Source organism: Acinetobacter indicus, assembly GCF_009914475.1.
GTDB lineage: Bacteria > Pseudomonadota > Gammaproteobacteria > Pseudomonadales > Moraxellaceae > Acinetobacter > Acinetobacter indicus.
Genome location: NZ_CP045198.1, coordinates 2,868,786 through 2,894,598, shown reverse-complemented (window position 1 = coordinate 2,894,598; position 25,813 = coordinate 2,868,786). Strand labels below are relative to the sequence as shown.

22 protein-coding genes and 2 pseudogenes are annotated in these 25,813 nt (G+C 44.8%); 7 read left to right on the top strand and 17 right to left on the bottom strand.

What is annotated here, in order from left to right; all coding sequences use genetic code 11:
* Positions 1-11: 11 nt before the first annotated feature.
* The 3 genes from GA693_RS14175 to GA693_RS14165 all read right to left on the bottom strand — a co-directional run bounded on the left by GA693_RS14175 (position 12) and on the right by GA693_RS14165 (position 2,682).
* Positions 12-1,040, bottom strand: coding sequence for a DUF4062 domain-containing protein (locus GA693_RS14175; protein WP_127801785.1), 1,029 nt, complete (start codon positions 1,038-1,040; stop codon positions 12-14).
* Between the two features lie 114 nt (positions 1,041-1,154).
* Positions 1,155-2,024, bottom strand: coding sequence for a glutamate racemase (gene murI, locus GA693_RS14170; RefSeq protein WP_127801786.1), 870 nt, complete (start codon positions 2,022-2,024; stop codon positions 1,155-1,157).
* A 46-nt stretch (positions 2,025-2,070) separates the two neighbouring features.
* Positions 2,071-2,682: a DUF1285 domain-containing protein gene (locus tag GA693_RS14165; protein WP_034598302.1), complete on the bottom strand. Its 612-nt coding sequence runs from the start codon at positions 2,680-2,682 to the stop codon at positions 2,071-2,073.
* A gap of 188 nt (positions 2,683-2,870) precedes the next feature.
* On the opposite strand from GA693_RS14165, the gene GA693_RS14160 reads away from it, so the two are divergent.
* A complete protein-coding gene (locus GA693_RS14160) occupies positions 2,871-4,583 on the top strand; it encodes an electron transfer flavoprotein-ubiquinone oxidoreductase (protein WP_016659624.1) in 1,713 nt (570 codons plus the stop codon).
* Between the two features lie 94 nt (positions 4,584-4,677).
* Here the strand turns inward: GA693_RS14160 and GA693_RS14155 are convergent.
* From GA693_RS14155 to tusA, 9 genes and pseudogenes are all read right to left on the bottom strand, one after another.
* Positions 4,678-5,395 (bottom strand): annotated as a pseudogene (locus GA693_RS14155) (putative type VI secretion system effector).
* Positions 5,396-5,631: 236 nt separating this feature from the next.
* Positions 5,632-7,011: a T6SS phospholipase effector Tle1-like catalytic domain-containing protein gene (locus tag GA693_RS14150; RefSeq protein ID WP_228718907.1), complete on the bottom strand. Its 1,380-nt coding sequence runs from the start codon at positions 7,009-7,011 to the stop codon at positions 5,632-5,634.
* Positions 7,012-7,119: 108 nt separating this feature from the next.
* Positions 7,120-8,252 (bottom strand): IS3-like element ISAba14 family transposase gene (locus GA693_RS14145; protein WP_223155595.1). Its coding sequence is split into 2 segments (ribosomal slippage): positions 7,120-8,000 and positions 8,000-8,252, totalling 1,134 coding nucleotides; the frame shifts between segments, so codons are not numbered across the junction.
* Positions 8,253-8,305: 53 nt separating this feature from the next.
* Positions 8,306-8,611, bottom strand: a complete 306-nt coding sequence (locus tag GA693_RS14140; RefSeq protein ID WP_228718908.1) for a hypothetical protein — start codon at positions 8,609-8,611, stop codon at positions 8,306-8,308.
* Between the two features lie 12 nt (positions 8,612-8,623).
* Positions 8,624-9,070, bottom strand: coding sequence for a hypothetical protein (locus GA693_RS14135; RefSeq protein ID WP_160241658.1), 447 nt, complete (start codon positions 9,068-9,070; stop codon positions 8,624-8,626).
* Positions 9,071-9,367: 297 nt separating this feature from the next.
* Positions 9,368-9,796 carry a hypothetical protein gene (locus tag GA693_RS14130; protein WP_075167225.1) on the bottom strand — a complete coding sequence of 143 codons (429 nt, stop codon included), beginning with the start codon at positions 9,794-9,796 and terminating at the stop codon, positions 9,368-9,370.
* Positions 9,797-9,897: 101 nt separating this feature from the next.
* Entirely contained in the window at positions 9,898-10,812 is a 915-nt protein-coding gene (locus GA693_RS14125) for a DUF4123 domain-containing protein (protein WP_160241659.1), read from the bottom strand.
* Entirely contained in the window at positions 10,813-13,464 is a 2,652-nt protein-coding gene (locus GA693_RS14120) for a type VI secretion system Vgr family protein (RefSeq protein ID WP_160241660.1), read from the bottom strand. It abuts the gene before it with no gap.
* Between the two features lie 149 nt (positions 13,465-13,613).
* The gene (gene tusA / locus GA693_RS14115) at positions 13,614-13,871 is read right to left on the bottom strand and encodes a sulfurtransferase TusA (RefSeq protein WP_160241661.1); all 258 of its coding nucleotides are present in this window, start codon (positions 13,869-13,871) and stop codon (positions 13,614-13,616) included.
* 198 nt (positions 13,872-14,069) lie between these two features.
* Here tusA and GA693_RS14110 point away from each other — a divergent pair, with 198 nt between their 5' ends.
* Both GA693_RS14110 and lnt read left to right on the top strand, forming a co-directional pair.
* Positions 14,070-14,909, top strand: coding sequence for an HlyC/CorC family transporter (locus tag GA693_RS14110; protein ID WP_005181878.1), 840 nt, complete (start codon positions 14,070-14,072; stop codon positions 14,907-14,909).
* Positions 14,906-16,465 (top strand): apolipoprotein N-acyltransferase, encoded by a 1,560-nt coding sequence (gene lnt / locus GA693_RS14105; protein ID WP_160241662.1) that lies wholly within the window; start codon positions 14,906-14,908, stop codon positions 16,463-16,465. The genes GA693_RS14110 and lnt overlap by 4 nt, the downstream gene beginning before the upstream one ends.
* A gap of 153 nt (positions 16,466-16,618) precedes the next feature.
* Here the strand turns inward: lnt and GA693_RS14100 are convergent, their stop codons facing one another.
* The 5 genes and pseudogenes from GA693_RS14100 to gspF all read right to left on the bottom strand — a co-directional run bounded on the left by GA693_RS14100 (position 16,619) and on the right by gspF (position 19,689).
* Positions 16,619-16,954: a hypothetical protein gene (locus GA693_RS14100; RefSeq protein WP_016659636.1), complete on the bottom strand. Its 336-nt coding sequence runs from the start codon at positions 16,952-16,954 to the stop codon at positions 16,619-16,621.
* A gap of 279 nt (positions 16,955-17,233) precedes the next feature.
* Positions 17,234-17,617: a type II secretion system major pseudopilin GspG gene (gene gspG / locus GA693_RS14930; RefSeq protein ID WP_228718909.1), complete on the bottom strand. Its 384-nt coding sequence runs from the start codon at positions 17,615-17,617 to the stop codon at positions 17,234-17,236.
* Between the two features lie 117 nt (positions 17,618-17,734).
* Positions 17,735-17,956, bottom strand: a pseudogene (locus GA693_RS15020) (hypothetical protein); the annotation flags it as partial.
* Positions 17,957-17,969: 13 nt separating this feature from the next.
* Positions 17,970-18,404 (bottom strand): type II secretion system major pseudopilin GspG, encoded by a 435-nt coding sequence (gene gspG, locus GA693_RS14090; RefSeq protein WP_160241664.1) that lies wholly within the window; start codon positions 18,402-18,404, stop codon positions 17,970-17,972.
* Positions 18,405-18,483: 79 nt separating this feature from the next.
* On the bottom strand, positions 18,484-19,689 hold the full coding sequence (gene gspF / locus GA693_RS14085; RefSeq protein ID WP_005181870.1) for a type II secretion system inner membrane protein GspF: 1,206 nt from the start codon (positions 19,687-19,689) through the stop codon (positions 18,484-18,486).
* A 151-nt stretch (positions 19,690-19,840) separates the two neighbouring features.
* On the opposite strand from gspF, the gene GA693_RS14080 reads away from it, so the two are divergent.
* From GA693_RS14080 to GA693_RS14065, 4 genes are all read left to right on the top strand, one after another.
* Positions 19,841-22,063, top strand: coding sequence for a primosomal protein N' (locus tag GA693_RS14080; protein ID WP_160241665.1), 2,223 nt, complete (start codon positions 19,841-19,843; stop codon positions 22,061-22,063).
* A gap of 49 nt (positions 22,064-22,112) precedes the next feature.
* Positions 22,113-23,954 (top strand): monovalent cation:proton antiporter-2 (CPA2) family protein, encoded by a 1,842-nt coding sequence (locus GA693_RS14075; protein WP_016659637.1) that lies wholly within the window; start codon positions 22,113-22,115, stop codon positions 23,952-23,954.
* Positions 23,955-24,004: 50 nt separating this feature from the next.
* Positions 24,005-24,880, top strand: a complete 876-nt coding sequence (gene hslO / locus GA693_RS14070; RefSeq protein WP_075175495.1) for an Hsp33 family molecular chaperone HslO — start codon at positions 24,005-24,007, stop codon at positions 24,878-24,880.
* A 411-nt stretch (positions 24,881-25,291) separates the two neighbouring features.
* The gene (locus GA693_RS14065; protein ID WP_005181860.1) at positions 25,292-25,753 is read left to right on the top strand and encodes a DUF2147 domain-containing protein; all 462 of its coding nucleotides are present in this window, start codon (positions 25,292-25,294) and stop codon (positions 25,751-25,753) included.
* Positions 25,754-25,813 lie beyond the last annotated feature (60 nt).

Sequence of the window (25,813 nt, the reverse complement as noted above, 5' to 3'; positions counted from 1 at the left end):
TACTAAATGAATTAATACGTCGATTTATATTGAAAAACACGATCATTATCAAGCAGGTTACTGTCCAGCAACTTCTGCCCTTTGGCTGTAGTCTGCCATAGCATACGCTGGCGTTCATCCCGGCCGGCCTGCACAATCCAGTCATTCTGGCGCATCTGCATTTTAATGGTATGCAAGGCACGAATATTGATTTGCGCCCGTGCCACCGCATGCGCCCGTGGCATTTCACGCCGCGCATCAGTCAGGCCGGTATCATTTAAATATTCATTCATGCGTTTGGAAAAATATTCTTCCGGGGTCGGATGAATAAAGGTCGAGCCTAAAATACTGAACAGCTGCGCCCAGGTCAGCTGTTTTTGTACTTTCAGTTCTTTAAAATTACCATCCTGATAGGCATGCATCCGGTATTCAAACTGGAAAGCTTCATGCATGGATACTTTGGGCAGGCTTAAAAACGGATCGGCTTCGGTCTTGCCAAGTTCATTTTTTAACTGGGCCACTTTGGCCTGTAGCTGCTCGATTTCATCATGCAGGGCCTGGGTATTTTGCGGACGCACCCAGCCCACCACCGGATAACGCTCCAGCATTTGCGGCATATTAAAGCGTACCGCCAGCTCCAGATCACGCAAGCTGCGATAGCAAAACACCTGATCGACTTCCTGCTGTAACAGGCGACGGAATTCTTTAAATTTTTCCCGCAGTTCAGGTTTGGCATCCTGCAAGCTGGCATCACGTGAATCCGGGTCTTCATGCATAAACACAATCATCGGTTTCTGCTTGGTGACCGCGTAAATATATTCCAGATGCATATAGCCCACACCCGATACCGACTGCTCGCCATACTGGCTGCCCAATAACAGCACCACATAATCGCAGTCATCAATCTGACGACGGGCAAATGCCGTACTCAATGGCGTACGCTGCTCCAAGCCCCAGGAAAAGAAGCCCATTCCCACCAAGGTCTGTGTCAATACCATGCGTTCCGGCTGCATCTCTGAACCGGACGTAGAGATAAATACCTGATAGCGTTTATCGAGCATTGGCTCTTCTTCCTTCCCTCAATAGCTGAAGCGCCCAATGGGCATCAGTATTGTTCCCCAATCAAAAAATAAGTCATGCTGAAGCAATCATGTTGCTTTCTTTATGGAGCTGGCTTAGCGTGGCAGATTGGAAATTTTCCAGCGGATCTGCTCAGGCATCAGACGCCCGACAATCGGTTGTAAATGTTCAGCATTTTGACCACTGACATAACAATGAATCTGCACCTGATCGGCTCGGCTCTGTTCAAATAATAACTCATTTTTCGTTAAAATGCGGGAAGTTTGACGCGCAACGGCAGTTCCTGAGTCAATTAATGTCAATTTCTGACCAAAAATAGACTGAATCGCAGTTTTTAAGAAGGGATAATGGGTACACCCCAGCACCAGATGATCTGCGCCAGCATCCACCACTGGCTGTAACAGTTCACTTAAAGTAGTTAAACAGGCAGCACTCATTTGCGCTCCGCTTTCCACAAAAGGCACCAGCTCAAGCGAAGTTAAAGGAATCACCTTGACCTCGGCCGGCAAGGCAAAACGCTGAATCACGTCTTTAATTAGCTGGCCACGAAAGGTCGCTGGTGTCGCCAGCACAGCCACGGTTTTGGTTTTGCTCTGCAAGACTGCGGGTTTTAAGGCTGGCACCAAACCGACAATCGGGAAATCTTCCCCATAATGCGCACGCAGATAATCCAGACTAAAAGCCGAAGCAGTATTGCAGGCCACCACTGCAATTTTACAGCCCTGCCGATATAGCCACTCGATGGCCTGAGCAGTCAGTTCACGAATTTCCTGATCATCACGCGGACCATAAGGAACATGCGCCGTGTCGGCATAATAAACAATCTGTTCATTGGGCAAATGCTGGGCAATTTCCAGTGCCACCGACAGGCCGCCAATGCCTGAATCAAAAATCCCGATTGGCGCATCCGCCTGCGCTCTGGTCATAGGGTGCAACAAAGGAGCAAGGGGATGAATGGCAGTCATAGCAGCGGAATGAGCAGTTTGAAATAGGATGGCTCAAGCTTAAACCTCAGGTGCCTAATTGCAATAGCAAATCACCACTTTTCAGGCTTAAAATTGCATCGCCTTCGGCATTTTCCTGCAAGCTGCCCAGCTCGACCAGATGAAAAAAAGCCGCGCGCTGGATCAGGGCATTTAGGCCAAAACGCACATGTACATAGGGACGCAACTCCCCTTCATATTCACGCATAAAGATCGGATGCTGCTCATCGACAATCACCAGGTCCTGGGTGGTAGTGGTCAGTTGCAGATAGGTCTTGCCTTCAATATCAACCTGATCTACCTGATTGACAAATAAAGGCTCATCTTCCACCTCAATTTCAATCTGCTCGACCGGGGTTTTTAAATAGAACGTGTGACCTTCTTTCCAGAGTACGGTAGAAAACAGCTCAATTAATGACTGGCGCTTCACCAATTGACCTTCGTGCCACCATTCTCCATTGGCTTTTACCGTTAAATCCATTTTGCCACAATGCTTTGGATGCCATTGCTCCAAAGGGGGAATTGACCTTTTGTGACCGGGCTGTGCATCTTTTAAGTATTGCGCAATGCCCATTAAATTTTTATCATCAGAAAATGCTACTTTTTTCGTCGGATTTGGTTCATTGTGCTCATTGTTCATCATTGAATACCCTGCTGACGGAAAAATAATATGATTCAGCCAATTGGCTAGACCAAGGTTTAAAACTATACTAGCCCACAATATAAAAGACACGATAGCAAATTTGTGTCTAGGAACTAAGAACACTCATGGCAGCACCGGATTCTGAGATGACGGTTGCCACCTTCTAGTATTATGAGGAGTCCTACATGGAACACATCGAACGTGAATCGATGGAGTTTGACGTAGTTATCGTAGGTGCTGGCCCTGCGGGTCTGTCTGCGGCGATTAAAATCCGTCAACTTGCAATTGAAAATAACCTGAATGATCTGTCCGTTTGTGTCGTAGAAAAAGGCTCCGAAGTCGGTGCGCACATCTTGTCAGGTGCGGTGCTGGAACCACGTGCCATCAATGAGCTGTTCCCGAACTGGAAAGAAGAAGGTGCACCTTTAAATGTACCGGTGACAGAAGATAAAACGTTCTTCCTGCTGTCTGAAACCACTTCGAAAGAAGCGCCACACTGGATGGTGCCAAAAACCATGCACAACGATGGCAACTATGTCATTTCACTCGGCAACGTGGTGCGCTGGTTAGGCCAGAAAGCCGAAGAGCTGGAAGTGTCTATTTTCCCGGGCTTTGCGGCGTCTGAGATTCTGTACCATGAAGATGGCACCGTAAAAGGCATTCAAACCGGTGATATGGGCATTGGTAAAGATGGTGAACCGACCCATAACTTTGCCCCAGGTTATGAACTGCATGCCAAATATACCCTGTTTGCTGAAGGCTGTCGTGGTCACTTAGGCAAACGCCTGATCCAAAAATTTAATCTGGACAAAGATGCCGACCCTCAACACTACGGTATCGGCATTAAAGAGCTGTGGGAAATTGATCCGGCCAAACATAAACCAGGTCTGGTGATGCACGGTGCCGGCTGGCCATTGTCTGAAACCGGTTCTTCCGGCGGCTGGTGGCTCTACCACGCGGAAAACAACCAGGTCACACTGGGGATGATCGTCGATCTGTCTTATGAAAACCCGCACATGTATCCATTTATGGAAATGCAGCGCTGGAAAACTCATCCTCTGATTAAACAGTATCTGGAAGGTGGTAAGCGTATTTCTTATGGCGCACGTGCCGTGACCAAAGGTGGCTTTAACTCGCTGCCGAAATTCACTTTCCCGGGTGGTTCTTTAATTGGTGATGATGCAGGCTTCCTGAACTTTGCCAAAATCAAAGGCTCTCATACCGCAATGAAATCCGGCATGCTCTGTGGTGAAGCAGTCTTTGAAGCGATTGCTGCCGGTGTCGAAAAAGGTGGTGACTTGGCCATTGCCCGCGTGACTGAGGGTGAAGATTTCTTTGTAAAAGAATTAACCTCTTACACTGAGAAGTTCAACAACAGCTGGCTAAAAGAAGAGCTTTACAACGCGCGTAACTTTGGCCCGGCGATGCACAAGTTTGGTCAATGGTTTGGTGGTGCGTTTAACTTCATCGACCAGAACATCTTTAAAGTACCATTTACTCTGCATGATTTAGTGCCTGACTTCAGCGCACTGAAAACCGTAGATGCGGTAAGCTTTAAGCCGAACTATCCAAAACCGGATGGCAAGCTGACCTTTGACCGTTTGTCTTCGGTGTTTGTATCCAATACCGTACACGAAGAAAACCAGCCAGCGCACCTGAAACTAACCAATGCCTCGATTCCGGTCGATGTGAACTTGCCTAAATGGGATGAGCCGGCACAGCGTTACTGCCCTGCGGGTGTGTATGAAATTATGGAAAATGATGATGGTTCCAAGCGCTTCCAGATTAACGCAGCCAACTGCGTACACTGCAAGACCTGTGACATTAAAGATCCATCGCAGAACATCACCTGGGTAACACCGGAAGGTGGTGGTGGTCCAAACTATCCAAATATGTAATCTCGATTGAGATCAAAATAAACCCGCGTAAGCGGGTTTATTGTTTTAGATCATTCAACTGGCTGATCATTGAATCAAGCGCGATACAACCAGATTATTTTAAAGATGCTTTATTTTCGATATAGCTTTCTGGGTATGGGTCTTCATCAACAATTTTCCGGTATTCAAACACTACTTCTAACATTAAACAATCTTTTTCACTAAAATAACGGCTCGGTAATAAAAGTAGCTCCTTTGGGTCTTTAAATCCATATAAAGCAAAAATTTGCTCTGACTTTTCTGAATAATGTTTTAATGAACGTGATGCATTGTTTACAATAAATATAAAAATAAAATAGCTGCCTACAGAACTAAAAAGCCAAACCCAGAAGTCTTCTAAATTGAATCCTCTAATCCAAAAAAAATATAATTGTAACTAATACACATGTAATCCCATACCAAATTCTGCCTCCTTTTATTACTGAAGCATCATGTGGTTTAACTGCAGCGCCCATCCCTACTTGCATATGCAGTAAACCTGTTTTAGGACTTAATACGGAATATAGTTCATACAGATTATTTTTAAGACGTCTTACTACACAAATCACATATTCATTTCCTTCAAATAAAGCTCGATGAAACTGACCTATACACGCTCGACCATCTATTTCCAGCACTACAGATTTAACATGTAAACGGCTATGTAAAGCTAAAATTACTGTTTGGGCTGACAGAGAAACACTTTCCGTAATCCCACTTAAAATAGCAGAAGCACCAATCTGTGTATCTCCCGAAGATCCTGAGGTATTTAAAGTTCCATCATAAACTTCCAAACGTTAGATTCGGCCTTCAATTTTTAACATGTCATACATCTAAAAACTCGTCATGACTTTTTATTCTTCATTAATACAGCCAACCGCATACGCTGTAAGACCGAGATATTAAAGATCCTTTACAGAATATTATGCACGTTATACCTGATCTTACGAGTGACCCTAAATATCCAAACAGGTAATTTATTTAATAAAAACCCACTTAGGGTTTTTATTAACTTTCAAAACTTATTATTCTAAGTTTTCTCAAGTTCATTGTTTTCATAAGCTATTTGCTCGTGGACAGGTCCTAATTTTTTATCGACTCTTTTACCTTTCCAGCTTCGTTTTGATTCATATACCGTTCGTTGTCTAAAGTAACTAAATGGCTCTGCATTATAGATGAAACCATATTTAGAATCGTGTACATAGCTTGAATAAAAATCTACTGCTTCTTGTGAAACATTTTTTTCCCAACTCTGTAATTCCCAATCATCTATATCGACTAAAAACTCATAAGCTTTAGCAAATGGATAAATGATTCTAAATACGTGTTTTATACCTGTTAAATTAGATTGATCAAATGTGGTGAAATTTTTAGCTGTTTTAACTCTTTCAACTTCAGTGGCCATATCAGCAGGACCGGTTGGTAAAGAAAATCCGGCTTCTTCTCGAGCAATTTGACTCACTGAAAGATAAGCTGGATTTTCTTTTGAATTACCCTGTGCTAAATATTGTTGTCGTTGACGATGTAAAGTTCCATAGGCACCATATTGAAGCTTCATATAATTTATAATGTCTTTTTTTACCTCACCTGTCGAGGCTCCTACTGCTTTTTGAACGGCCTCAAAAAGTTGCTGGGTTTTTTCTTCAATCTGAAATTCATCTTCAAACAAAATAGGGTCTTCTTTTTTAAGATTTTCATAATTAAAAATTTTAACACCTGAATTTTCAGCACTTTCAAGCATGTCTTTTAAAGGAATACGGGTGAAATTATTACTAATTGTTTGTGAACTTGGCTCATAGCCACCACCCACATCGGAATGCATCCCAGGATAGACTATTTCTTTCCATGTTCTTGGGTTAGCTAATTTACCATCTACACAAATTGAATCTACAGGAAAAGCAAAACGTAACTCATTCCCCGCGACTTGATGCACACAATTTTTTACTCTCGGATCGATCACCATGTCTCGACCTTTAAAACTGAATTTATTTGGCATATTCGTCGCCGGTAAGCCAAAAGATGCAACAGTATCAAATATACCTAAAAACTGAATTTCCATCGGTGCAGGTTCTGCTTGACCTGAGATTTGATACTTTAAACTCAAGTCCTCAGTTTCAGTTTTCCAAATCATTTCATTAGAAAATACCCGTGCCAGCGCAGCCCCGCGTGAGAAACCAAAGATCGATAAATTAACTTTTTTGATTAGACGATGTTCGTTGAGCTTTGCCTCCATTTTAACTATCGCTTCATTTTTTCGCGCTTCAACTTGAGGCTTTAAGGTCACTTCGGCTTGGGCTATTTTTTGTTTTAAGGTGTTTTCTAAACTTTTACTGATTTGACTCTCACCATATTCTAAGCGTCTTCTACCACCAACGCCTGTAAAACCGCCCGAAAGGTCATGATCTTGCACTTTAGCTATTATTTTATCAACTTTGCTCAGCTCACCATTAAATGGGGAGAGGTGGTCCCACTTGTTTGAACAACTAAAAGCGTATTTATAAGTGATATTCCGCTCTAGTTAAGCCACCTTGTTTTGTTGGGGTAGCTGATCATAGTAAAACTCATTTGGTGTCATTTTGTCTAGACTCGAATGAGGTCGTTTCAAATTATAAAACTCAAAATATGCACTTAATTGCTTTTTCGCATCTGTGACACTGCTATAAGCTTTGAGATACACCTCTTCATATTTAACGCTCCGCCATAATCGTTCAACCATCACATTATCTACCCATCGACCTTTACCATCCATACTGATTTGAATGCCATTTGATTTCAATACATCAATAAATGCATCACTGGTAAACTGGCTGCCTTGGTCTGTATTAAATATTTCAGGTCGACCATATTTTTCAATCGCTTCATTTAAAGCCGAAATACAAAAATCCACCTCCATACTAATCGATACCCTATGCGCAAGTACCTTGCGGCTATGCCAATCAATCACAGCACATAAATAAACAAAGCCTTTTGCCATAGGGATATACGTTATATCCGTAGACCACACTTGATTACTGCGCTGAATAGCCAACCCTTTGAGCAGATATGGATATTTACGGTGAGCTTGATTAGCCTGGCTTAAATTTGGTTTGCAATATAACGCCTGAATACCCATTTTCTTCATTAAAGTACGTGTATGACGTCGTCCTATATGATGTCCTTGACGATTCAACAAATCACGCATCATACGACTGCCTGCAAAAGGATATTGCATATGTAATTCATCAATACATCGCATCAGCTTCAGATCTGATGCACTCACAGGTTTTGGGCGATAGTAATAACAACCACGGGAGACTTTCAGCAGCTTAGCTTGCTTAGATACTGAAATCTGAAGTGAGTCGTCGATTAACTTTTGTGGTTGAAGCGGCCCAGTTTCTTCAACACACCTTCTAAAAAATCAATTTCTAATGCCTGCTCACCGATTTTTGCATGTAGTTTTTTTAGATCGATGGGTGGTTCTGTTGGAGCTTTTGATTGATCGAAAGCTTGCGAGGAAGCTGAGATCAATTGATTTTTCCAGTCAATAATTTGGTTTTGATGAACATCAAACTCAGCACTCAATTCAGCAAGTGTTTTTTCTGCTTTAATCGCAGCAAGTGCTACCTTAGCTTTAAAATCATTTGAATGATTTCTTCTTGGTCTACGTGCCATAAAATACTCCATATATTGATGTTTATAACATCATTTGAGGAGCAGAATATCACTTATAGGAGTTGTTCAAATTTACGGATCCATCTCTGGGTTCCCACACCAGATACATAAATTGGATGACTTAACTTAATATCTAATCGATTTTTTTCTTCTTCAAATAGAGCATATGACTGAGCATTTTTCCACAATTTAGCTGGATTTGCCAATTTTTGTTTATCTTGATCGCTCTCTAAATTATTTCCTGTTCCATCAAAAAAAACGGCAATATTAACTACATCCGCACAATCTTGCTTGGCTTGTGGATGCAGATTACTGACATCTTGATTGCTATTTTTTATTTTTTGTAATTGAGAAACCATATTCTTACCTTTTTATTTTTTATCATTCTCATTTAATTCATCAATTAATTCTGATCTTACTTCTAATCCCTTTTTTGTAGCATCAGGCATATTCCGCCCTTCAGTCAGTGTGATTTCAACCGTATCATCTGGATAAAGGTGCACTGCTAAATAGCTTTTTCCTTTTAAGTCCTCTTTGGTCAGATAAGGAACATTTTTTGCAACGTGTTGTTTACGAATATTTGTTTGTCCCCATGTAATATATTGTGGTCCAGTAATAATCGCAGATCGTTTAGTGGCTGCCCCAAAGCCTCCTCCAACCTCCTCGCCATTCACTCGTACAATATATGGTCTATAACTTGGATCATAGCCAAATGATGTGGTCGTTAGAACATAGGTTTTACCGGAACCTGAACTGCATCCTATCAAACCTAAAGCCAAGCCTACTGGCAGCATCACAATTTTTTTAAATATATTCATCACATCACCTGTCGCGACTCCAACTTCTTTTCGAACGGCTTTGAAAAGTTAATACTGATTTGATTTTCACCATATCTTATCCGTCTTACACCACCTGTAAACTCATAATCTTGCACTGTGGCTATTCTTTTTTCGACTATATTTAGCTCACGATTAAATGAGGTTCCGACACCAGATACATAAATAGGATGACTAACTTGAATCCCCATCAGCACAGTCTTGTTTTTTTGTGGACCAAGATTATCTACATCTTGATTTGTATTCTTAACTTTTTATATTATTTATCATAGGACACCACTATTTATTATTTTTCTCTTTTCGTAGTTTATTTCTCCATTCTAGCCCTTTCTGTGTAGCATTAGGCATGCTTTCAGAATCTGTAAGTGTAATTTCAACACTATCATCCGGATAGAGATGCACTGCTAAATAACTTTTTCCTTTTAAATCCTCTTTGGTTAAATAAGGAATATTTTTTGCAACGTGTTGTTTACGAATATTTGTTTGCCCCCATGTAACATATTGTGGTCCTGTAATAACTGCCGATCTTTTCGTACCGCCACTACCAATTAACTCTTCATTTAACAAAACATCATATGTGCGATAACTTGGATCATAATTAAAGGAGGTTGTCGTAAGTATATAAGTTTTACTTGAGCCTGCACTGCAACCAACCAAACCTAAAGCCAAGCCTACTGGCAGCATCACAATTTTTTTAAATATATTCATCACATCACCTATAATTTTTAATTTACTTAAAGAATATTCCTAACTTCACGTTTCTTTGATGCCAAATTAATTGTGTTAGCATAAAGTTATGTTTTATGAGTTTATTCGTTTTCGTCAACTAAACTCTCTAAGTCTTCCATCGCCTGATCCATTGTCATCATCTTATTTTTCACTTTTAGCAGCACACTTTGAAGCAGCTCTTCTTGCTCGAAAGTATTTTTATATATCAACGTTAGACAAATAAAATTTAAAATATCCCGAGTACCCTCCAAACCATATTCACGTGCTAATGCTATTTTTTCCACAACATACTGGTAAAGTTCCCATTCATTAAAGCCCTCAACCAAGAAGGGATTATTCAGATTTAGATAATAAATCAAATGGTCAGGAAAGGTTGCTTCCACCATCAATTCTTCTTGTAGTAGCGTAAATGTAAACGGATTTTTCCAATCATAAAATTTCAGAGATTCATGACCATTACCACCGATGATTTTATGTAATTTTTCTTTTCGATCCCAATACCACCAACTATGAATAGGCTCTAATAACACTTTCTTCTGCTGGTCTGATAACACTTGTTGCTGAACATAAAGAGTCTGATCTGAAATTTGACCAACTAAAGTACCAAGAATAGCTGGATCCCAAAATGCTAAATACATCTCTAATCCACCTTCAAATTGGACATTTAGAAATTGTCTCAAATGTGAATATAAACTATCAAAATCTAAAGAACTTATTATTAAGGTTAATCGAGGAGTCCCAACCACGCGTTTAGAGATATAGTGCCACTCGATATTATGATTGTGCCCGAGTTGAACCAAATGAGGTGATATTTCTGCAGCTTTATCACCAGCAGCTTCTTTTAATAAATTGCGATAATGTAAATGTGAATTCTTTTTTAAGAACCAACTGTCTTGTGCTGCATCAGCCAACGCATAAATAAAATAAGTCTTATTTTCCTCAGATGGATATTCTTCAAAAAAATGATGTAAATCAGGATGTAATAAATTTATCATTTATGAACCATCCCCTTTATTGACAAATGCACCACGTTGACTTGCTCTTCGTGCCAAACATTCCCAACACACACTTTGTGGGAAGAATGGTAAGTTCATATTTACTTTCGTGCCAGGTACAAACTGATGCTGACCCGCTTTCACCTCAAATTTACTTGCAGTCGTAGGAAATATCCCTGAAGCATTTATTCTTAGTTGCGAACCGCCTGCGGTCAGTACGATTTCTTTCGCACTGGTGATGTCGACATTTGCCTCAGTCGAAATAATCTGCACCCCCTTTCTGGCAATAAGATCTGCCCCATCACCCTGTGCCTGAATCTCAACCTTGCCTTTACCGGCATACAGTCGTGCACCCTCTTGGGCTGCAAACAGGCTCAGTTTCTGACTGGCATGGGCAATCAAAGACTGCTGCGTACTGAGGTTAATACTCTCTCCGGCACTGTGACTGATCTGACCATCAGCAGAGAGATGCACATCTTGCTGGCTACTTAAGGCAATAGAGTTTGGTGCGCTAAGAATCATTAAGGCCTGTTTAAAAGCAGCAGCTTTGCTTTCATCCTGCTGTTCGATCTGTTCTAAAAAGTTCTTTAAGTTATCAAGAACTTCTAAAGGATCCGTCTGCTGGTTTTTGGCCACTTCACTTAAAGCTTGGGCATTGTTCAGTGAGCCTTCAATCTGGGATTTGGCCTCACTGGTATCAAGATGATTGCCTTCGGCTTGTGCCTGTGGATGGGTCGAAATCAGTAAGCCTTCTCCAGCACGTACTGCACCCCACTGATCGGTTCTCAGTTCAAAACCTTCACCCCGACCGTCACTTTCAGCGCTGGCTTTGGGATGGCTCAAGTTCCCCAGGTTCAGTTGGGTAGAACCATGACTACTTTGCAGCTGGGCAGAGATCTGCTTCGGAGTATCATCAAAACGCAGCTGGTTAAAGCCACTGCCTTCAATTTCCTGTGAGCGGATCCCGCTGAGTTTTTTGGTGTCGGGGAGTTGGCCTTGTTGGTCGAATTGGGTTGGCGAGCGTTCTGCTTCATGTAGACGCCCCACGACAAAGGGCCGATCGATGTTACCGTCAAAGAAGTCGATCACCACAATTTCATTAATCCGTGGCAGGAAACGTGCCCCGTAGCCTTCTCCGGCCCAGGGGGTCAGTACATCGACCCAGGCGGAATCGGTGTCATTGTCATTACTGCCGGCCCCGCCATCATGCTGATGGTCATCACTGCGGGTAAACAGGAAACGGACTTTAATCCGTCCCCATTCATCGACATGGATGCTTTCGCCAGCAGGACCGACTACCCGGGCGCGCTGTGGATGAGCCGCCGGTCGGTGCTGTAGTGGATGGTATTCCGGTACCGTATGGATGTTGCGACGTTGTAAGGTTAAGGTATTGCCTTGACGTTCATCCGGGTGTTGTTTTTGTTGAAAACTAAAATGGCTATGCCAGTGGCTTTGACTGAGTAACTGGTTAATCTGCTGATTGAGGTCTTTAGGTAAGTTGTTCTGGTTATAGAACTGTTTGCCGGTAATTAGAAATTCTTTGTCTGCTGCGCTGTGCTGATCAATTTCCGGGTGTTCATTCAGTTCAAACCAGTAGCCGACCTGGGCATCACGGACGGTGGAATGGGCGCTGAAGTATTTGGATTGCAGGTCGTGGTAGTGACTGAGGTTCTGGTTCAGTTTGTCCAGCTGGTTATTAGAGGATGCGGTGGCCTGGTCTTCACCATTTAAATCCTGCATCCAGGCCGGGCTGATCTGCCAGGCTTGTTCCAGGCTTAAGCTGGCATTGTCCTGATTGTGGCTGTGCTGGTGTTTGCTTTGTACAGAACCAGCGCCTTCTTCCTGGCTGAGACTGTCTGACTGCCAGCGTTGCAGATGTACGGCGGTCGGTTGCAGGCTGCGCTGGGCAATCAACTGGGTGATGCTGTCTAATTGTTCGGTGGCACTGGAGCGATGAAAGCGGATACTGCGACGATTTAAGGCGCTGTACTGGTTGTTATCATCAATCAGGCGTAATTTCTGGGCCTGAAGCGGGCTGCTGGAATGTACGACCTGTAACTGGGCTTCATCAATCAGCCAGTTAATCCCTTCACTGCGCCAGAGCCGGGTCAAAAAGTCATAGTCGGTTTCATTGGACTGCATGATAAAGGGACGCACATCCAGTTCCTGGGTCAGTCCGGTTAAGTCCAGGGTCAGGCTGGCGGCAAAGAGCGGGCTTTTGTTTTGCCATTCTTTAAATAAGATCTCACTGACCTCACGCACGCTTTTATTCATAAACACACGGCTGTTACGGCGTTTATGCCAGAGTGCTGTGGGATCTTCTAGCGTGAGTTTATAGAGGGTGAGAGAGCCATCACTCTGGCCTTGCGCGGCTGCGGTGATAATACCGCTGCTGCGAAATAGCTGGCCCTGGTCAGTGACCTGATCGACGGCAACCTGCGCGCCGATAAACTGTTTTAACGGAATCTGGGCATTGGTCGAAAGACAGATCAGTTCGGCATGTAAACCGTCATTGAGCTGGTGTTCACCATCGATGCGCTGTAAAAAAACATCGGTATTTAAGGCAGGCTGAGAAAATTGAATATGGAGGGCACGTTTTTGTGGGCTGAGGCCTAATTTTTCTAGTGCTGCAAATATATTGCTTGGCATCATTGTTCTGTAATAAATAGCTAAAAAAAGTGTGGCTATTTTATACAAAATAACCACATAAAACATCGCTTCAACCCGGCCGCTTGTTTATCAATATGTAACTATCCGATAAAAAGTATGGCCTTTAAAACCGCGGCATTGTGGAGGATGGCCTAGCCTTTTTTGACCAGATAATGAAATTCTTTATTACCGGCAGCATCCAGTACTTCTTCCTGTAACAGCAGCCCATGGCCCAAATGCATACAGAATTTTGGAATATCCCACGAAGTAGAATTGTCGGTGGCAAAAATCTCCACCACATCGCCCGATTTAGATTTACGAATGGCTTGATGCAACATCATCACTGGTTCAGGGCAACGCAGACCGCGCGTATTTAGCTGAATGGCAGGGGTAATGGATGAATCAGACATAATAAAACTCGGCGAGATACAATTTTTCTATTCTAACACAAAGCCAGCAAAACCACTGAAGCTGCAAGCTGGCTTTATCCACCTGATAAATCATCAAATTCATTGTTTCGGCGAAAGTCGATAAACAATAGACAACTGTATTTTCTGCGGTATGATTAAATCAAGTTTTTTAGATACAACGAGTCTTTAGGAAGGATCATGCACGAGGAATCAGGCCCATCGTGGGGTATGCGTGGCTTACGTAAATGGTTAGGTACTGCACCGGAAACCCGCGATGAATTGCTAAAATTAGTACAAGATTCACGTCGTTTTTTAGAACCCGATACTGTGGCAATGCTGGAAGGTGTGCTGGATTTGCCGGCCACCAAAATCCGTGAGGTTATGACCCCGCGCACTTCCATGATCAGCTTGCAGGAAGATGATGAGCTGCTGGATATTCTGCATGTACTGGTCGAGTCGGCCCATTCACGCTTTCCGGTCTTTTCTTCAGACCAGCCTGACAATGTAGTGGGCATTCTCCTGGCCAAAGACTTATTACCCTTTCTGACCGAACCAACGCCGAAGGTTGATATCCGAGCACTGATGCGTCAGCCACTATTTGTGCCGGAAAGTGCACGTTCTGATCAGGTCCTGCGTATGCTGAAAAATACCCAGACCCATATTGCTATTGTGATTGATGAATATGGCAGTACTTCAGGTCTGGTAACCCTAGAAGATATTCTGGAAGAAATTGTCGGCGAAATTGAAGATGAGCATGATCAGGCTGATGCCGAAGCACAATACATTGTGCCCGATCATGATCCACAGACCGCCAACACCTGGCTGGTACAGGCACTTACACCAATTGAACACTTTAACAATGTTTTAGATGCTGATTTTTCTGACGATGAAGTAGAAACTGTCGGCGGTTTACTGCTTCAGGAAATTGGATTGGTGAGTGATCTGCAAGGTCAAATTATTGAAATTGGGGATTGGCAGTTTAAGATTCTTGAAGCAGATGCGCGCACTATTCATCTGATTCGAGCTGTACGTCAATGAGGACTTATTTCACCAAGCTGTTAGATTCATCCCAACAACACAAACAGCTCCCGCTAGTTTATCCCCTGCTGATTGCCTTAATCGCAGGTGCCATTTTCAGTTTTGCCCTGGCACCGTATTATTACTGGTGGATTGCCCTGCTGTCTCCGGCCTTGCTTTATGCAGTTTTACGTCAGCGTTCTGCCAAACAGGCCTTTTTTATTGGCTGGGCCTACGGCATTGGCCTGTGGTTTGTCGGTGCATTCTGGCTATATACCTCCATTCATGTCTATGGAGATACCCCGGCCATTTTAAGCGTGCTGATGATTGCGATTATGGCCTTGGCCATGGGGCTGTTTACCGCCATTCAGACCTGGCTGTATCGCCGCTTCTTCCCGGAAACGCCGCTAACTTTCGCTCCGCTGTGGGTGTTCTTTGAATGGGCCAAAACCTGGGTATTTACCGGTTTCCCGTGGCTATTTGTCGGCTATGCCTTTACCGAGCGTTTTCTGGACAGCTATGCGCCCTTATTCGGGGTGTTCGGGGTGTCGTTTGTGGCCCTTATTCTGGCCTGTGCGCTGGTGGAAATCCTGAATAAACGCATCTTCTGGCTGGTGCCGTCATTGCTGCTCCTGGCTGGTGCCTGGGGTGCTTCCCAGCTCAGTTTTGTTAACCAGAAAGATGAACCGCCGCTGTCCGTGTCCTTGATTCAGGGCAATATTCCGCAAGACCTGAAATGGCTGACCGAATATCAACTGAAAACCCTGCTGATCTACAGCGAACTGACCCGCACCGAATGGGGCCGCGACCTGATTGTCTGGCCGGAATCTTCCATTCCAATGTTCCAGACCGATATCGAACCGTTTTTAGCCGCCATGAAAACCGAGGCGGAAAAAACGGGAAGTGCCTGGGTCACCGGCATTCCGTATTGGGACCTGCCTGAATCGCAGCAAAATGGCCAGCCGATGTACTACAACAGTATTATGGCCACCGGTACAGATTCAGAAGGCTTATACAAGAAACAGCGCCTGGTACCATTTGGTGAATATATTCCTTTATCCGGCCTGTTAAGCTGGGTCTTGCCGGCCTTGCAGAATGATCCATCCATGAGTGGTTTTTCGCGCGGTGCCAAAGAACAAAAGCCCTTGATGATTCACAACTCGCCGTTGGGTGCAGCCATCTGTTATGAAGTGGCCTATCCGAATCTGACCCGTCGTAATGCCAGCCAGAGTGATTTTCTGGTGACTGTGTCCAATGATGCCTGGTTTACCGGTACAGCCGGCCCGTGGCAGCATTTACAGATGGTGCAGATGCGTGCCAAAGAAAATGGCCGCTGGTTTATTCGGGCCACCAATACCGGTGTGACCGCCTTTATTGACCATCAGGGCCATATTGTGCAGCAGGCTCCAATTGATCAGGAAGCGGTGCTGCGCGGTGAATTACCGGCAATGCAGGGCCAGACCCTGTATACCCGCCTTAGTGATTGGCCGGTGCTGATTCTCTCAGCCCTGCTGTTATTACTTGGATGGCGTTTCCGCCCACGTAAGGTCGATGTGAGCTTTAAGTCGAGAAGATAATTCGCCTATGAAGTCCCCCTTTATCAAAGGGGGGTTAAGGGGATTAACTTTATAAATCCCTCCCTTGCGAAGCAGTACTTCTCACCCTTTGTAAAAGGGAGGCGTAATAAAAAAACCGAGGTGCATGCCTCGGTTTTTTTATTTTGTCTATATTTAAAGCTGGGTCACCAGATAGGACAGCATCGCCGCCAGAGAGAGCATCGGCAAATAACGATAGACTTTTACCACTGCCTGCTCAAAGCAAGAGGCCTGTTCTGGTTCTAGTTTTAAAATAGTGGCTTGTAGCGCCGACCAGAAACTTAAGAGCAAGCACGAGCTCATCAGGCTCAGGGCGAAGAAACCGACCATAATCTGGCTGCTGCCTTCGGTGCTTTGCCAGAGATGCAAAAAGCCCTGACTCAAGGGAAGCAGGCTTAAAATCAGCAGAACAGACTTCAGCATCGTCCAGTGAAACTGGTTAATTTCATCCGACAAGATTAATGCTTTCATACCATCCTCCAGACAAATATGTGCCTTTTGACTTATTATGAACGGTTTTAATGAAATAAATAGATGATATTGCTCCACATTCCCGGGATTATTGTAATCAGTACTGTTGGGAATAATTCTTATTATGAATCTCAAATCTGGAAGATTATCTTAAATCTATATTTATCAAGATATTAGTATATTTTTTATAATTAAGAGCTATTATCACTTCACCTTTAATTGAATAGTCCAATCAGGTGAAGTGATATATTCCATCACGGCATTTATAATCAAGCCGGCTTAAGGCTGATAATAAATATCGGCATCGGTGCCTTCACCGCCCTGCTGACCATCTGCACCAAAAGAATACAGGTCAAAAGCGCGACCTTCAGAGCCTGGAATCACATATTGAATGTCATTGTCCCAGCTGTCTTTTGGATAACCGCCTTTGACATAACCACCCGGCAACCAGTTTTTAGCTGACGCGGGCTGATTGACCAGCGCATCTAAACCACCATCCTGCATGGACGGATAACGGCCATTGTCCAGCTTGTATTGATCCAGCGCGCCGGCCACACCTTTTAAGGTAATTGCGGTGGTATCGACTTTGGCTTTTTCACCACGGCCCATCACGTTCGGGACAAAAGGCGCTATTAAAATACTTGTTGTGATACATATATGCATAAAAATAGTTAAACTTCCTAAAAGCTTTTCCCAAATTTTATTTTCACGAACTGCTAATGTACCTTGTTTAAAATAAAGGAATAGCATGAATAGTAAATTTACTATCGGTAAAAAGATAACTATCCCCCACCATCTTGAGATATTGATATGATGTAAACGCTTAAGCGAGAAAGGTAAAATGAGCAAGAAGCTAACAACATATATAATAAAAACTATATAAAAATTTGAAAAATTTAAAATTTTTACTATAACTATTGTACATAAATTAAAAATTATACTGATTAAGCCAACTCTTGCCGCATATGCTAATCGACTGAGGTTATCCGAAGAACTCAACATTTAACTTACAACTTTATGGTTGATAGTAAATATCTGCATTAGTCCCTTCACCACCCGATTCCCCATCTGCACCAAATGAATACAGATCGAAGCTTCGGCCATCGGTGCCCGGGATTACATATTGCAGTTTATTATCCCAGCTGTCTTTCAGATAGCCACCTTTAACATAACCACCCGGCACCCAGTTTTTTGCAGTCGCGGGCTGATTCACCAGTGCATCCAGACCACCTTCCTGCATACTTGGATACTTGCCATTGTCCAGCTTGTATTGATCCAGAAAACCTGCAATGCTTTGTAACTTGATCACGGTGGTATCGACTTTGGCCTTTTCACCACGTCCCATCACGTTCGGAACGATCAGCGCAGCAAGCACACCGAGAATAACAATCACCACCATGACTTCGATTAAGGTAAAGCCTGTCTGTTTATTTAATTGATTCCTTTTCATTCAATCTCTCTCATTTATTTGCATCATTCAGAATTTCCACTTGAATCTTGATCACAGCAAAATTCTAACTGGCTTCTGTTTAAATCATATTATTCATATTCACAATTGGCAGCATCACCGCAATCACAATCACCAGCACAATACTGGCCATCAGCACCAGCATTAAGGGCTCCAGCAGCGCCAGTAAGGTCGAGATGAGCGTGGTCACCTCCCGATCCTGCATGGTCGATGCGCGCTCCAGCATCCGGTCGAGCTCACCCGATGCTTCACCACTTTTAATCATTTGTACCATCATCGGCGGGAAATAACCACTGCGCTCCAGTTGGGTGCCCAAGTTCCCCCCTTCGGTGACTTTCTCGGCCGCCAGATTAACCGAATCGCGGATCACCCAGTTACTGCTGACCGCAGCGCCAATTTTTAAGGCATCAACCAATGGTACACCGGACTGGGTCAGAATCGACAGGGTGCTGGCAAAACGTGCTGCGTTTATACCACGTGACAGTTTACCAAATAGTGGCAGTTTGAGGGTTAAACGATCAAATGCATAATGGCCGGCCGAGGTTTTTAAAAAGCGGACCAACAGGAAGATGCCCAGAATCGTCCCGACCAGCAAAAAGGGCCAGGCCAGACGGATAAAATCACTGGCTTGCATTAACGCCACGGTAATCCATGGCAAGGCGCCTTTGTCCTGATCAAAGGTTTTGACAATATCCGGCACCACATAGGTCATCAGCCCCATCACAATCGCGAAGGACATCAGCATTAAAATAATCGGATAAATCATCGCGCCCTGCACTTTTTTCTGCATGGCAAAGCGGTTTTCAGTGTAGTCCGACAGCTGGTCCAAAATTAAATCCAGATGTCCAGAACGTTCCCCGGCGGCAATGGTGGCAATATATAAATCCGGAAAATGCCCCGACTGCTGTAAGGCATTGGCCAGTGAATATCCTTCTAAAACCTTGGAGCGTACCGACAGCAATAAATTCTGCACATGGACTTTTTCACTTTGCTTGGCCACGGCGCGCAAGGCTTCTTCCAGCGGAATGGCTGCGGCCACCAGTACCGACAGCTGCCGGGTCATTAAGGCCAGATCATAAGCGGTCATTTTTTTCTGGAACCAGCGCTGGGCCTGATGCTTCTGTTTTTGTTCTACCGGATCAACACTAATCGGGATAAGGGCCTTGTCACGCAATTGCTGACGAATCTGCCGTGCAGAATCCCCTTCTAAAACCCCTTTTTGCTGCTTTCCTGATGCATCAAGGGCTGTAAACTGATATGCAGGCATTGTAATGCTCTAATTTTCCAAAAAATTATTCAACGCAGTTGCGTCTCACCACCAAAATCATTCATATTCTGAGATATAAATTATTTGCTCACTCTATCATAACTCCAGATCGAGCACGACGACATTTTCATCAGGAAGCAGACCCGCTGTTATGCCAAATTCGCCCGTTCATCCCGCCCCCATCTACCGTGTTCGTGTAGCTGTTCCGGTCTATCTGTATGACGGGTTTGACTATATGCTCAGTGCGGCTGAATATCAGCAGGCTGCCGTTGGCGCGCGGGTGCTGGTGTCCTTTGGCCGGCAGAATCTGGTGGGCATCATTATTGAAAAACTCCCGCCCAATCATCCGCTTGACCCCAAGATTAAACTGAAAGCCATTAGCGAGCTGCTCGACCAGCAGCCGATTCTAGATCAGAAAGTTTTAACTTTGTTGACATGGTCGGCGCAGTATTATCAGTTTCCGATTGGCGAAGTGATGCATAGCGCCCTGCCCAGCCTGTTACGTCAGGGACGCCCGTATAATTTACTGGCACGAATGTGGAAACTACTGGATGATCAGGCCGAAGCCAAACTGAAGCGCTCCGAGAAGCAGCAGGAGGCTTATAAAGTCCTGAAGCTGCATCCGAGCGGGACCTCAGAAAATATCCTGAATCTGGCCGGTATTGAAACTGCAACCTTAAAAGCGCTGGAAAAAAAGCAGATTTGCTACTGCGATCTGGAACAGCAGGATTTTAGCCCAGTGCCAATGACGCTGGCGCAAATGCCGTTAACCCCGAACAGCGACCAGAAACAGGCCATTGAAACCGTACTGAAAGCACAGCATCGTTATCAGGCCTTTTTACTCGATGGTCTGACCGGCAGTGGTAAAACCGAAGTCTATCTGCAAATCATGCAGAAAGTGCTAAAACAGGGTAAACAGGTATTGGTGCTGGTGCCGGAAATTGGCCTGACTCCTCAAACCATTAGCCGCTTCCAGTCACGTTTTCACTGTCATATTGCGCTGCTGCATTCCGGTTTAAATGACAGCAAACGTCTGCAGGCCTGGCAGGCCGCCCAGACCGGCAAAGCCTCCATTATTCTTGGTACGCGCTCGGCAATTTATACCCCGCTGCCCAATTTGGGGCTGATTATTCTGGATGAAGAACACGACCTGTCATTTAAACAGCAGGAAGGCTTTCGTTACCATGCCCGTGATGTGGCCTTATACCGTGCCCATTTAGAAAACTGCCCGGTGATTCTCGGTTCAGCTACGCCCAGCATTGACAGCTATGCCTTAACGGAACAGGGTAAAATGATCCGTCTGGAACTGAACCAGCGTGCCGGCCCGGCACTGATGCCCAAAATTCACATCATTGACTTAAAAGTTGCGCAAAAACAGCTAGGTCTAAGCCTGCTGCTGATTCAGGAAATCAAGAAACGCCTGCAGAAAAAAGAACAGGTGCTAATTTTCTTAAACCGCCGCGGTTATGCGCCAGTGCTGGTCTGTGACAGCTGTGGCTGGCAGGCACAATGCCCACACTGTGATGCCAACTTTACCCTGCATCATAGTCCATATACCCATCTGCATTGTCATCATTGTGGCACCATTCACCGCAAGCCGGAGCAATGTCCGCAGTGCCAGCATAGCGAACTGAAAACCCTGGGTATGGGCACAGCCAAGGTTGAAGAAAACCTACAACAGCTGTTCCCGGACTATGAGGTGGTGCGGGTAGACCGCGATTCCACCAGCCGCGTCGGCAGCTGGCAAAAAATTTATGACCGCATTCAAACCAGCCAGCCGCTGATTCTACTCGGCACCCAAATGCTGGCCAAGGGTCATCATTTTCCTTATGTCACCTTAGTAGCGATTTTAGATATTGATGCTGGCCTGTTAAGTGTTGATATCCGGGCACCGGAACGGACTGCGCAGCTGATTGTGCAGGTGGCCGGTCGTGCCGGTCGCGGTGAGCATAAAGGCGATGTCTATTTACAGACCCTGCGTCCTGATCATCCGCTGCTGAGCACGCTGGTCGAGCAGGATTATCGTGCCTTTGCCCGGCAAACCTTAAAAGAACGTCAGGCTGCCCTGCTGCCCCCATTTCGCTATACCGCCCTGATTCGCTGCGAATCTAAAAGTCAGGAGCAGAATCAGCAGTTTTTACAGCAACATGCTCAATGGCTGCGAGAAAATTCTGAACAGTTAATTGATATCTGGGGACCGATTCCGGCACCAATGGAACGCAAGGCCGGCCGCTATCAGGCCCATTTAGTATTGTTGTCGCAAGATCGTGCCCGTTTACATTTTTATCTACGTGCATGGTGGCAAAATATGTTGCATCACAAGCCATCAAATATGAAACTTAGCTTAGATATAGACCCTCAGGAATTCAGTTAACCACTGACTTGGCTGCAGCCTGAGGGCACCATAACTCCTAGGATTGTCGATGTCGTTACTGCTGCAAATCACCCTGTTTCTGGGTGCCTCTTTATTACTGGTTCCGCTGCTCAAGCGTTTTGGGATTGCCACCGTACTCGGCTATCTGTTTACCGGTATTTTATTGGGCCCGAGCGTGTTCAATATCGCCAGCGACCCGGAAGCCATTCAGGAACTGGCTGAATTTGGCGTCATTTTACTGATGTTCATTATTGGTCTGGAACTGCGGCCCCAGCGGCTCTGGCAAATGCGTCAGTCGATTTTTGTCATGGGCAGCGCGCAGGTGGCCGTCACTGGCCTGTTACTGGCGATTCTGGTGTTTTTCAGTTTGCAGCAGCAGATTGCCGCCAGCCTGATTATTGGTTTTGCCCTGGCCCTGTCCTCAACCGCCTTTGTGCTGCAACTTTTAAATGAAAAACAGCAACTGAACAGCAGTTATGGCCAGCAGTCTTTTTCAATTCTGCTGTTTCAGGATATCGCCGCCATTCCATTAATTGCGATTATTCCCTTGCTGGCCGGTACCGAATCGACCCATCACGGGCTGGCCTATTTCGCCGCGATTCTGGCCACCTTTAGCGGACTGTTTTTATTTAGCCGTTATCTCATGCGCCCGTTTTTCCGTTTTGTTGCCAAAACCGGCGCGCATGAGCTGATTACCGCGGTCGGCCTGTTTATTGTGCTGGCCGTGGTCTGCCTGATGGATGTCTTGGGGATTAGCACCACGCTTGGCGCCTTCCTGACCGGGGTGCTACTGGCCGATTCCGAATTCCGGCATGAACTGGAAGCCAGTATTGCACCGTTTAAAGGACTATTGCTGGGCCTGTTTTTCATGACCGTGGGGATGACCACTCAGATGTCTCTGCTGATCGACAGTCCGCTGTTCATTCTCGGCGGCGCCTTAGTACTGCTGTTGGTGAAATTTATTTCCCTGACCGCAATTGCCCGGTATTTTAAATATTCCTGGCAAAACAGTTTGCTACTGGCCACCTGTCTAGCGCAAGGCGGTGAATTTGCCTTTGTGGTGTTACAGGTTGCCTTAACAGAAAAAGTGGTGGCACAGGCCATTTTAGAGCCAATTACCCTGATGGTGACCCTGTCGATGGTGCTAACCCCGGTGCTGTACTGGTTCATGACCAGCCAGGTGATTCCGCGTCTGAATCAGGACAAGACGCCGGAATATGACCAGATTCCCGATGCGCATCCAGCGCTGATTATTGCCGGTTTTGGCCGGGTCGGGCAGATTATTGCACGGGTGGCCTATTTGCAGCACCTACCCTATACCGCCATTGACAGCAACCTGGATAAAGTCGATTTTGTGCGCAATTATGGCGGCAAAGTCTATTATGGCGATGCCACCCAGCCCGATATTTTACGTGCCGCCGGGATTGAACATGCCAAGACCTTTATTCTGGCCATTGATGATATTGAAGACTCGATGAATGTGGCTCGGCATATCCGCCTGAATTATCCACAGCTCAAACTGCTGGTGCGTGCCCGTGACCGCCATCATGTGCATTTATTGCGGGATTTAGGCGTTGAACACATCTGGCGCGAAACCTATTTATCTTCTTTAGGGATGGCCTATTGCGCGCTGCGCGACCAGGGTATTGCTGAAGAAGATGCTTACAAGAGTATCGAATTGTTTCGCAGTTATGATGAAAAATTACTGGCCCAGCAGCAGAACATTTATACCGATGAGCAAAAAATCTATGAAACTCATCGCAATGCACTGGCCGAGCTGGAGCACCTGTTCGAGAATGATGCCCAGGTCCGGGAAAGCCCGACCGGTGTAGATTTAAAGCGTTCACTACAAAACCATCATATTGATGTAACACGTAATGAATCAAACTGACTTGTGATTTACAATATCATCACCATTAATGCAGGGTTATGGAGAATTTTATGTCTGATTTACGCCAACGCTTTTTTATTGAAGATAGCCCTGTCCGCGGTGAGATTGTTCATCTTGAAGAAGCCCTGCAAACTATTTTGGCCCAACGTGACTATGCGCCAGCCATTCAGGTCCTTTTGGGAGAAATGCTCAGTGCCACCGCTTTGCTGGCCAGTACCTTAAAAATTAAAGGTCGGATTAGCCTGCAAATTCAAGCCAGCGGTACCTTTAAATGGGCAATGGCCGAATGTAACCATCTGGGTGAAATTCGTGCTTTGGCAGATTATGAGGCAGATCCGCATTTCCAGCAGGCTGAAGACAGCAGCACGGTACTCAAAACCCTGGTTAATCCGGTGCTGTTTATTAATATTGAACCAGAATTTGGTGAGCGTTATCAGGGTATTGTGCCTTTAGACAAGCCAAATCTGGCCGGCTGCCTGATGCAATACTATGATTTATCTGCACAAATTCCCACCCGTATTGTACTGGCCAGCAACGACCAGCGTTCTGGCGGCTTGCTGATTCAGCTGTTACCGCGAAATAGCGAAGAAGAACAGCAACGTGTAGATGAAGATTTATGGCCACGTCTGACCATGCTGACCGAAACCCTGAAAACCAGCGAACTGACCGATCTGGAAGTTCAGGAAGTATTGTACCGTCTGTACAACGAAGAAGAAGTACGTCTGCCAGAAGTTGAACATCTTAAATTTGGCTGTACCTGTTCCAAAGAACGCTGTGCTACGGCACTGACCCAGATTGGGGCCAATGCAGTACGCGAAACCTTGGAACATCAAAACCCGATTGTGATGGATTGCCAGTTCTGTAATGCACGTTATCAGTTTACTGCAGAAGAAGCACTCGGCCTGTTTGGTGAACACCTAAGCTAAGCTGTACAATTTAAAATGTCCGAGAGATCAAATTGGAGAACAGTTTGGTCTCTTTTTTATGTTCAGTTTTATGCGTTTATTCAATCTTTATGACCCTGCAGATATAGGTTCAAATAGCGCACGCTTTTTGCTGAACTCAGCATCAATCTCGCTCAAGCTGTTACTCATCTTTTTTAAGCTATGGGGTTGCGACAAACCGTACCAATTTATTCATCTAGCGTACGCACACATTCTCTGTATAACCTGACCGATGAATTCAAGCGCGCGTAATAGCTGCAACCACTTAGCGGTTTACTGCCTTATTGTGATCGTTTTCACTTATTATTTCATTGATTTAACAGTATTTTCTTCTATAGAATTAGGCACTTTACTCTAATTTTAATAACGCGCATGGCGTTGGGGATAATAATCATGAAAAAGGGGTTTACAGGGATTGTTGCTGGATTGCTTTTGGCAACAGTTTCAGGTGTATCTTTCGCAGAGAATGATCCATTGGTGGGGAAATGGAAAACAATTGATGACCGTACCAGTTATTCCCGTGCCGATGTCGAAATCCGTAAAAAGCCAGATGGCACCTATGAAGGTATTATTGTTGAAACCCGCAACATTCCGGGTGCAGAAAAAATGAATATTTGCCACCAATGTCCGGGCCAGCTTAAAAACAAACCGTTTATCGGCTTGCCATTTATCTGGGGCTTTAAGCAGGATCCAAAAAACCCGTTACAGTTTGTGCAAGGCAGTGTACTCGACCCGATTGGTGGCAAAGTCTATAAAGGCAAGGCACGCCTAAGTGCCAACGGTAAACGCCTGACCTTACGCGGCTATGTCGGTGTTTCCGTGATCGGTCGTAGTGTGACCTGGATTAAATACTGATTCTTCAACAAGTTTACAAGAGGCTTCTACGGAAGCCTTCATTTTATCTTAATGATATGG

Bases quoted from the DNA above. Each gene is read 5' to 3' on its own strand.
- GA693_RS14130 (WP_075167225.1), bottom strand. From the start codon at position 9,796: ATGAATATATTTAAAAAAATTGTGATGCTGCCAGTAGGCTTGGCTTTA.
- tusA (WP_160241661.1), bottom strand. From the start codon at position 13,871: ATGTCTGATTCATCCATTACCCCTGCCATTCAGCTAAATACGCGCGGT.
- GA693_RS14125 (WP_160241659.1), bottom strand. From the start codon at position 10,812: ATGATAAATTTATTACATCCTGATTTACATCATTTTTTTGAAGAATAT.
- GA693_RS14140 (WP_228718908.1), bottom strand. From the start codon at position 8,611: ATGGTTTCTCAATTACAAAAAATAAAAAATAGCAATCAAGATGTCAGT.
- GA693_RS14075 (WP_016659637.1), top strand. From the start codon at position 22,113: ATGTCGTTACTGCTGCAAATCACCCTGTTTCTGGGTGCCTCTTTATTA.
- GA693_RS14175 (WP_127801785.1), bottom strand. From the start codon at position 1,040: ATGCTCGATAAACGCTATCAGGTATTTATCTCTACGTCCGGTTCAGAG.
- GA693_RS14120 (WP_160241660.1), bottom strand. From the start codon at position 13,464: ATGATGCCAAGCAATATATTTGCAGCACTAGAAAAATTAGGCCTCAGC.
- GA693_RS14160 (WP_016659624.1), top strand. From the start codon at position 2,871: ATGGAACACATCGAACGTGAATCGATGGAGTTTGACGTAGTTATCGTA.
- hslO (WP_075175495.1), top strand. From the start codon at position 24,005: ATGTCTGATTTACGCCAACGCTTTTTTATTGAAGATAGCCCTGTCCGC.
- murI (WP_127801786.1), bottom strand. From the start codon at position 2,024: ATGACTGCCATTCATCCCCTTGCTCCTTTGTTGCACCCTATGACCAGA.
- GA693_RS14065 (WP_005181860.1), top strand. From the start codon at position 25,292: ATGAAAAAGGGGTTTACAGGGATTGTTGCTGGATTGCTTTTGGCAACA.
- gspG (WP_160241664.1), bottom strand. From the start codon at position 18,404: ATGAAAAGGAATCAATTAAATAAACAGACAGGCTTTACCTTAATCGAA.
- GA693_RS14110 (WP_005181878.1), top strand. From the start codon at position 14,070: ATGCACGAGGAATCAGGCCCATCGTGGGGTATGCGTGGCTTACGTAAA.
- GA693_RS14100 (WP_016659636.1), bottom strand. From the start codon at position 16,954: ATGAAAGCATTAATCTTGTCGGATGAAATTAACCAGTTTCACTGGACG.
- GA693_RS14165 (WP_034598302.1), bottom strand. From the start codon at position 2,682: ATGAACAATGAGCACAATGAACCAAATCCGACGAAAAAAGTAGCATTT.
- gspF (WP_005181870.1), bottom strand. From the start codon at position 19,689: ATGCCTGCATATCAGTTTACAGCCCTTGATGCATCAGGAAAGCAGCAA.
- lnt (WP_160241662.1), top strand. From the start codon at position 14,906: ATGAGGACTTATTTCACCAAGCTGTTAGATTCATCCCAACAACACAAA.
- gspG (WP_228718909.1), bottom strand. From the start codon at position 17,617: ATGCATATATGTATCACAACAAGTATTTTAATAGCGCCTTTTGTCCCG.
- GA693_RS14135 (WP_160241658.1), bottom strand. From the start codon at position 9,070: ATGAATATATTTAAAAAAATTGTGATGCTGCCAGTAGGCTTGGCTTTA.
- GA693_RS14080 (WP_160241665.1), top strand. From the start codon at position 19,841: ATGCCAAATTCGCCCGTTCATCCCGCCCCCATCTACCGTGTTCGTGTA.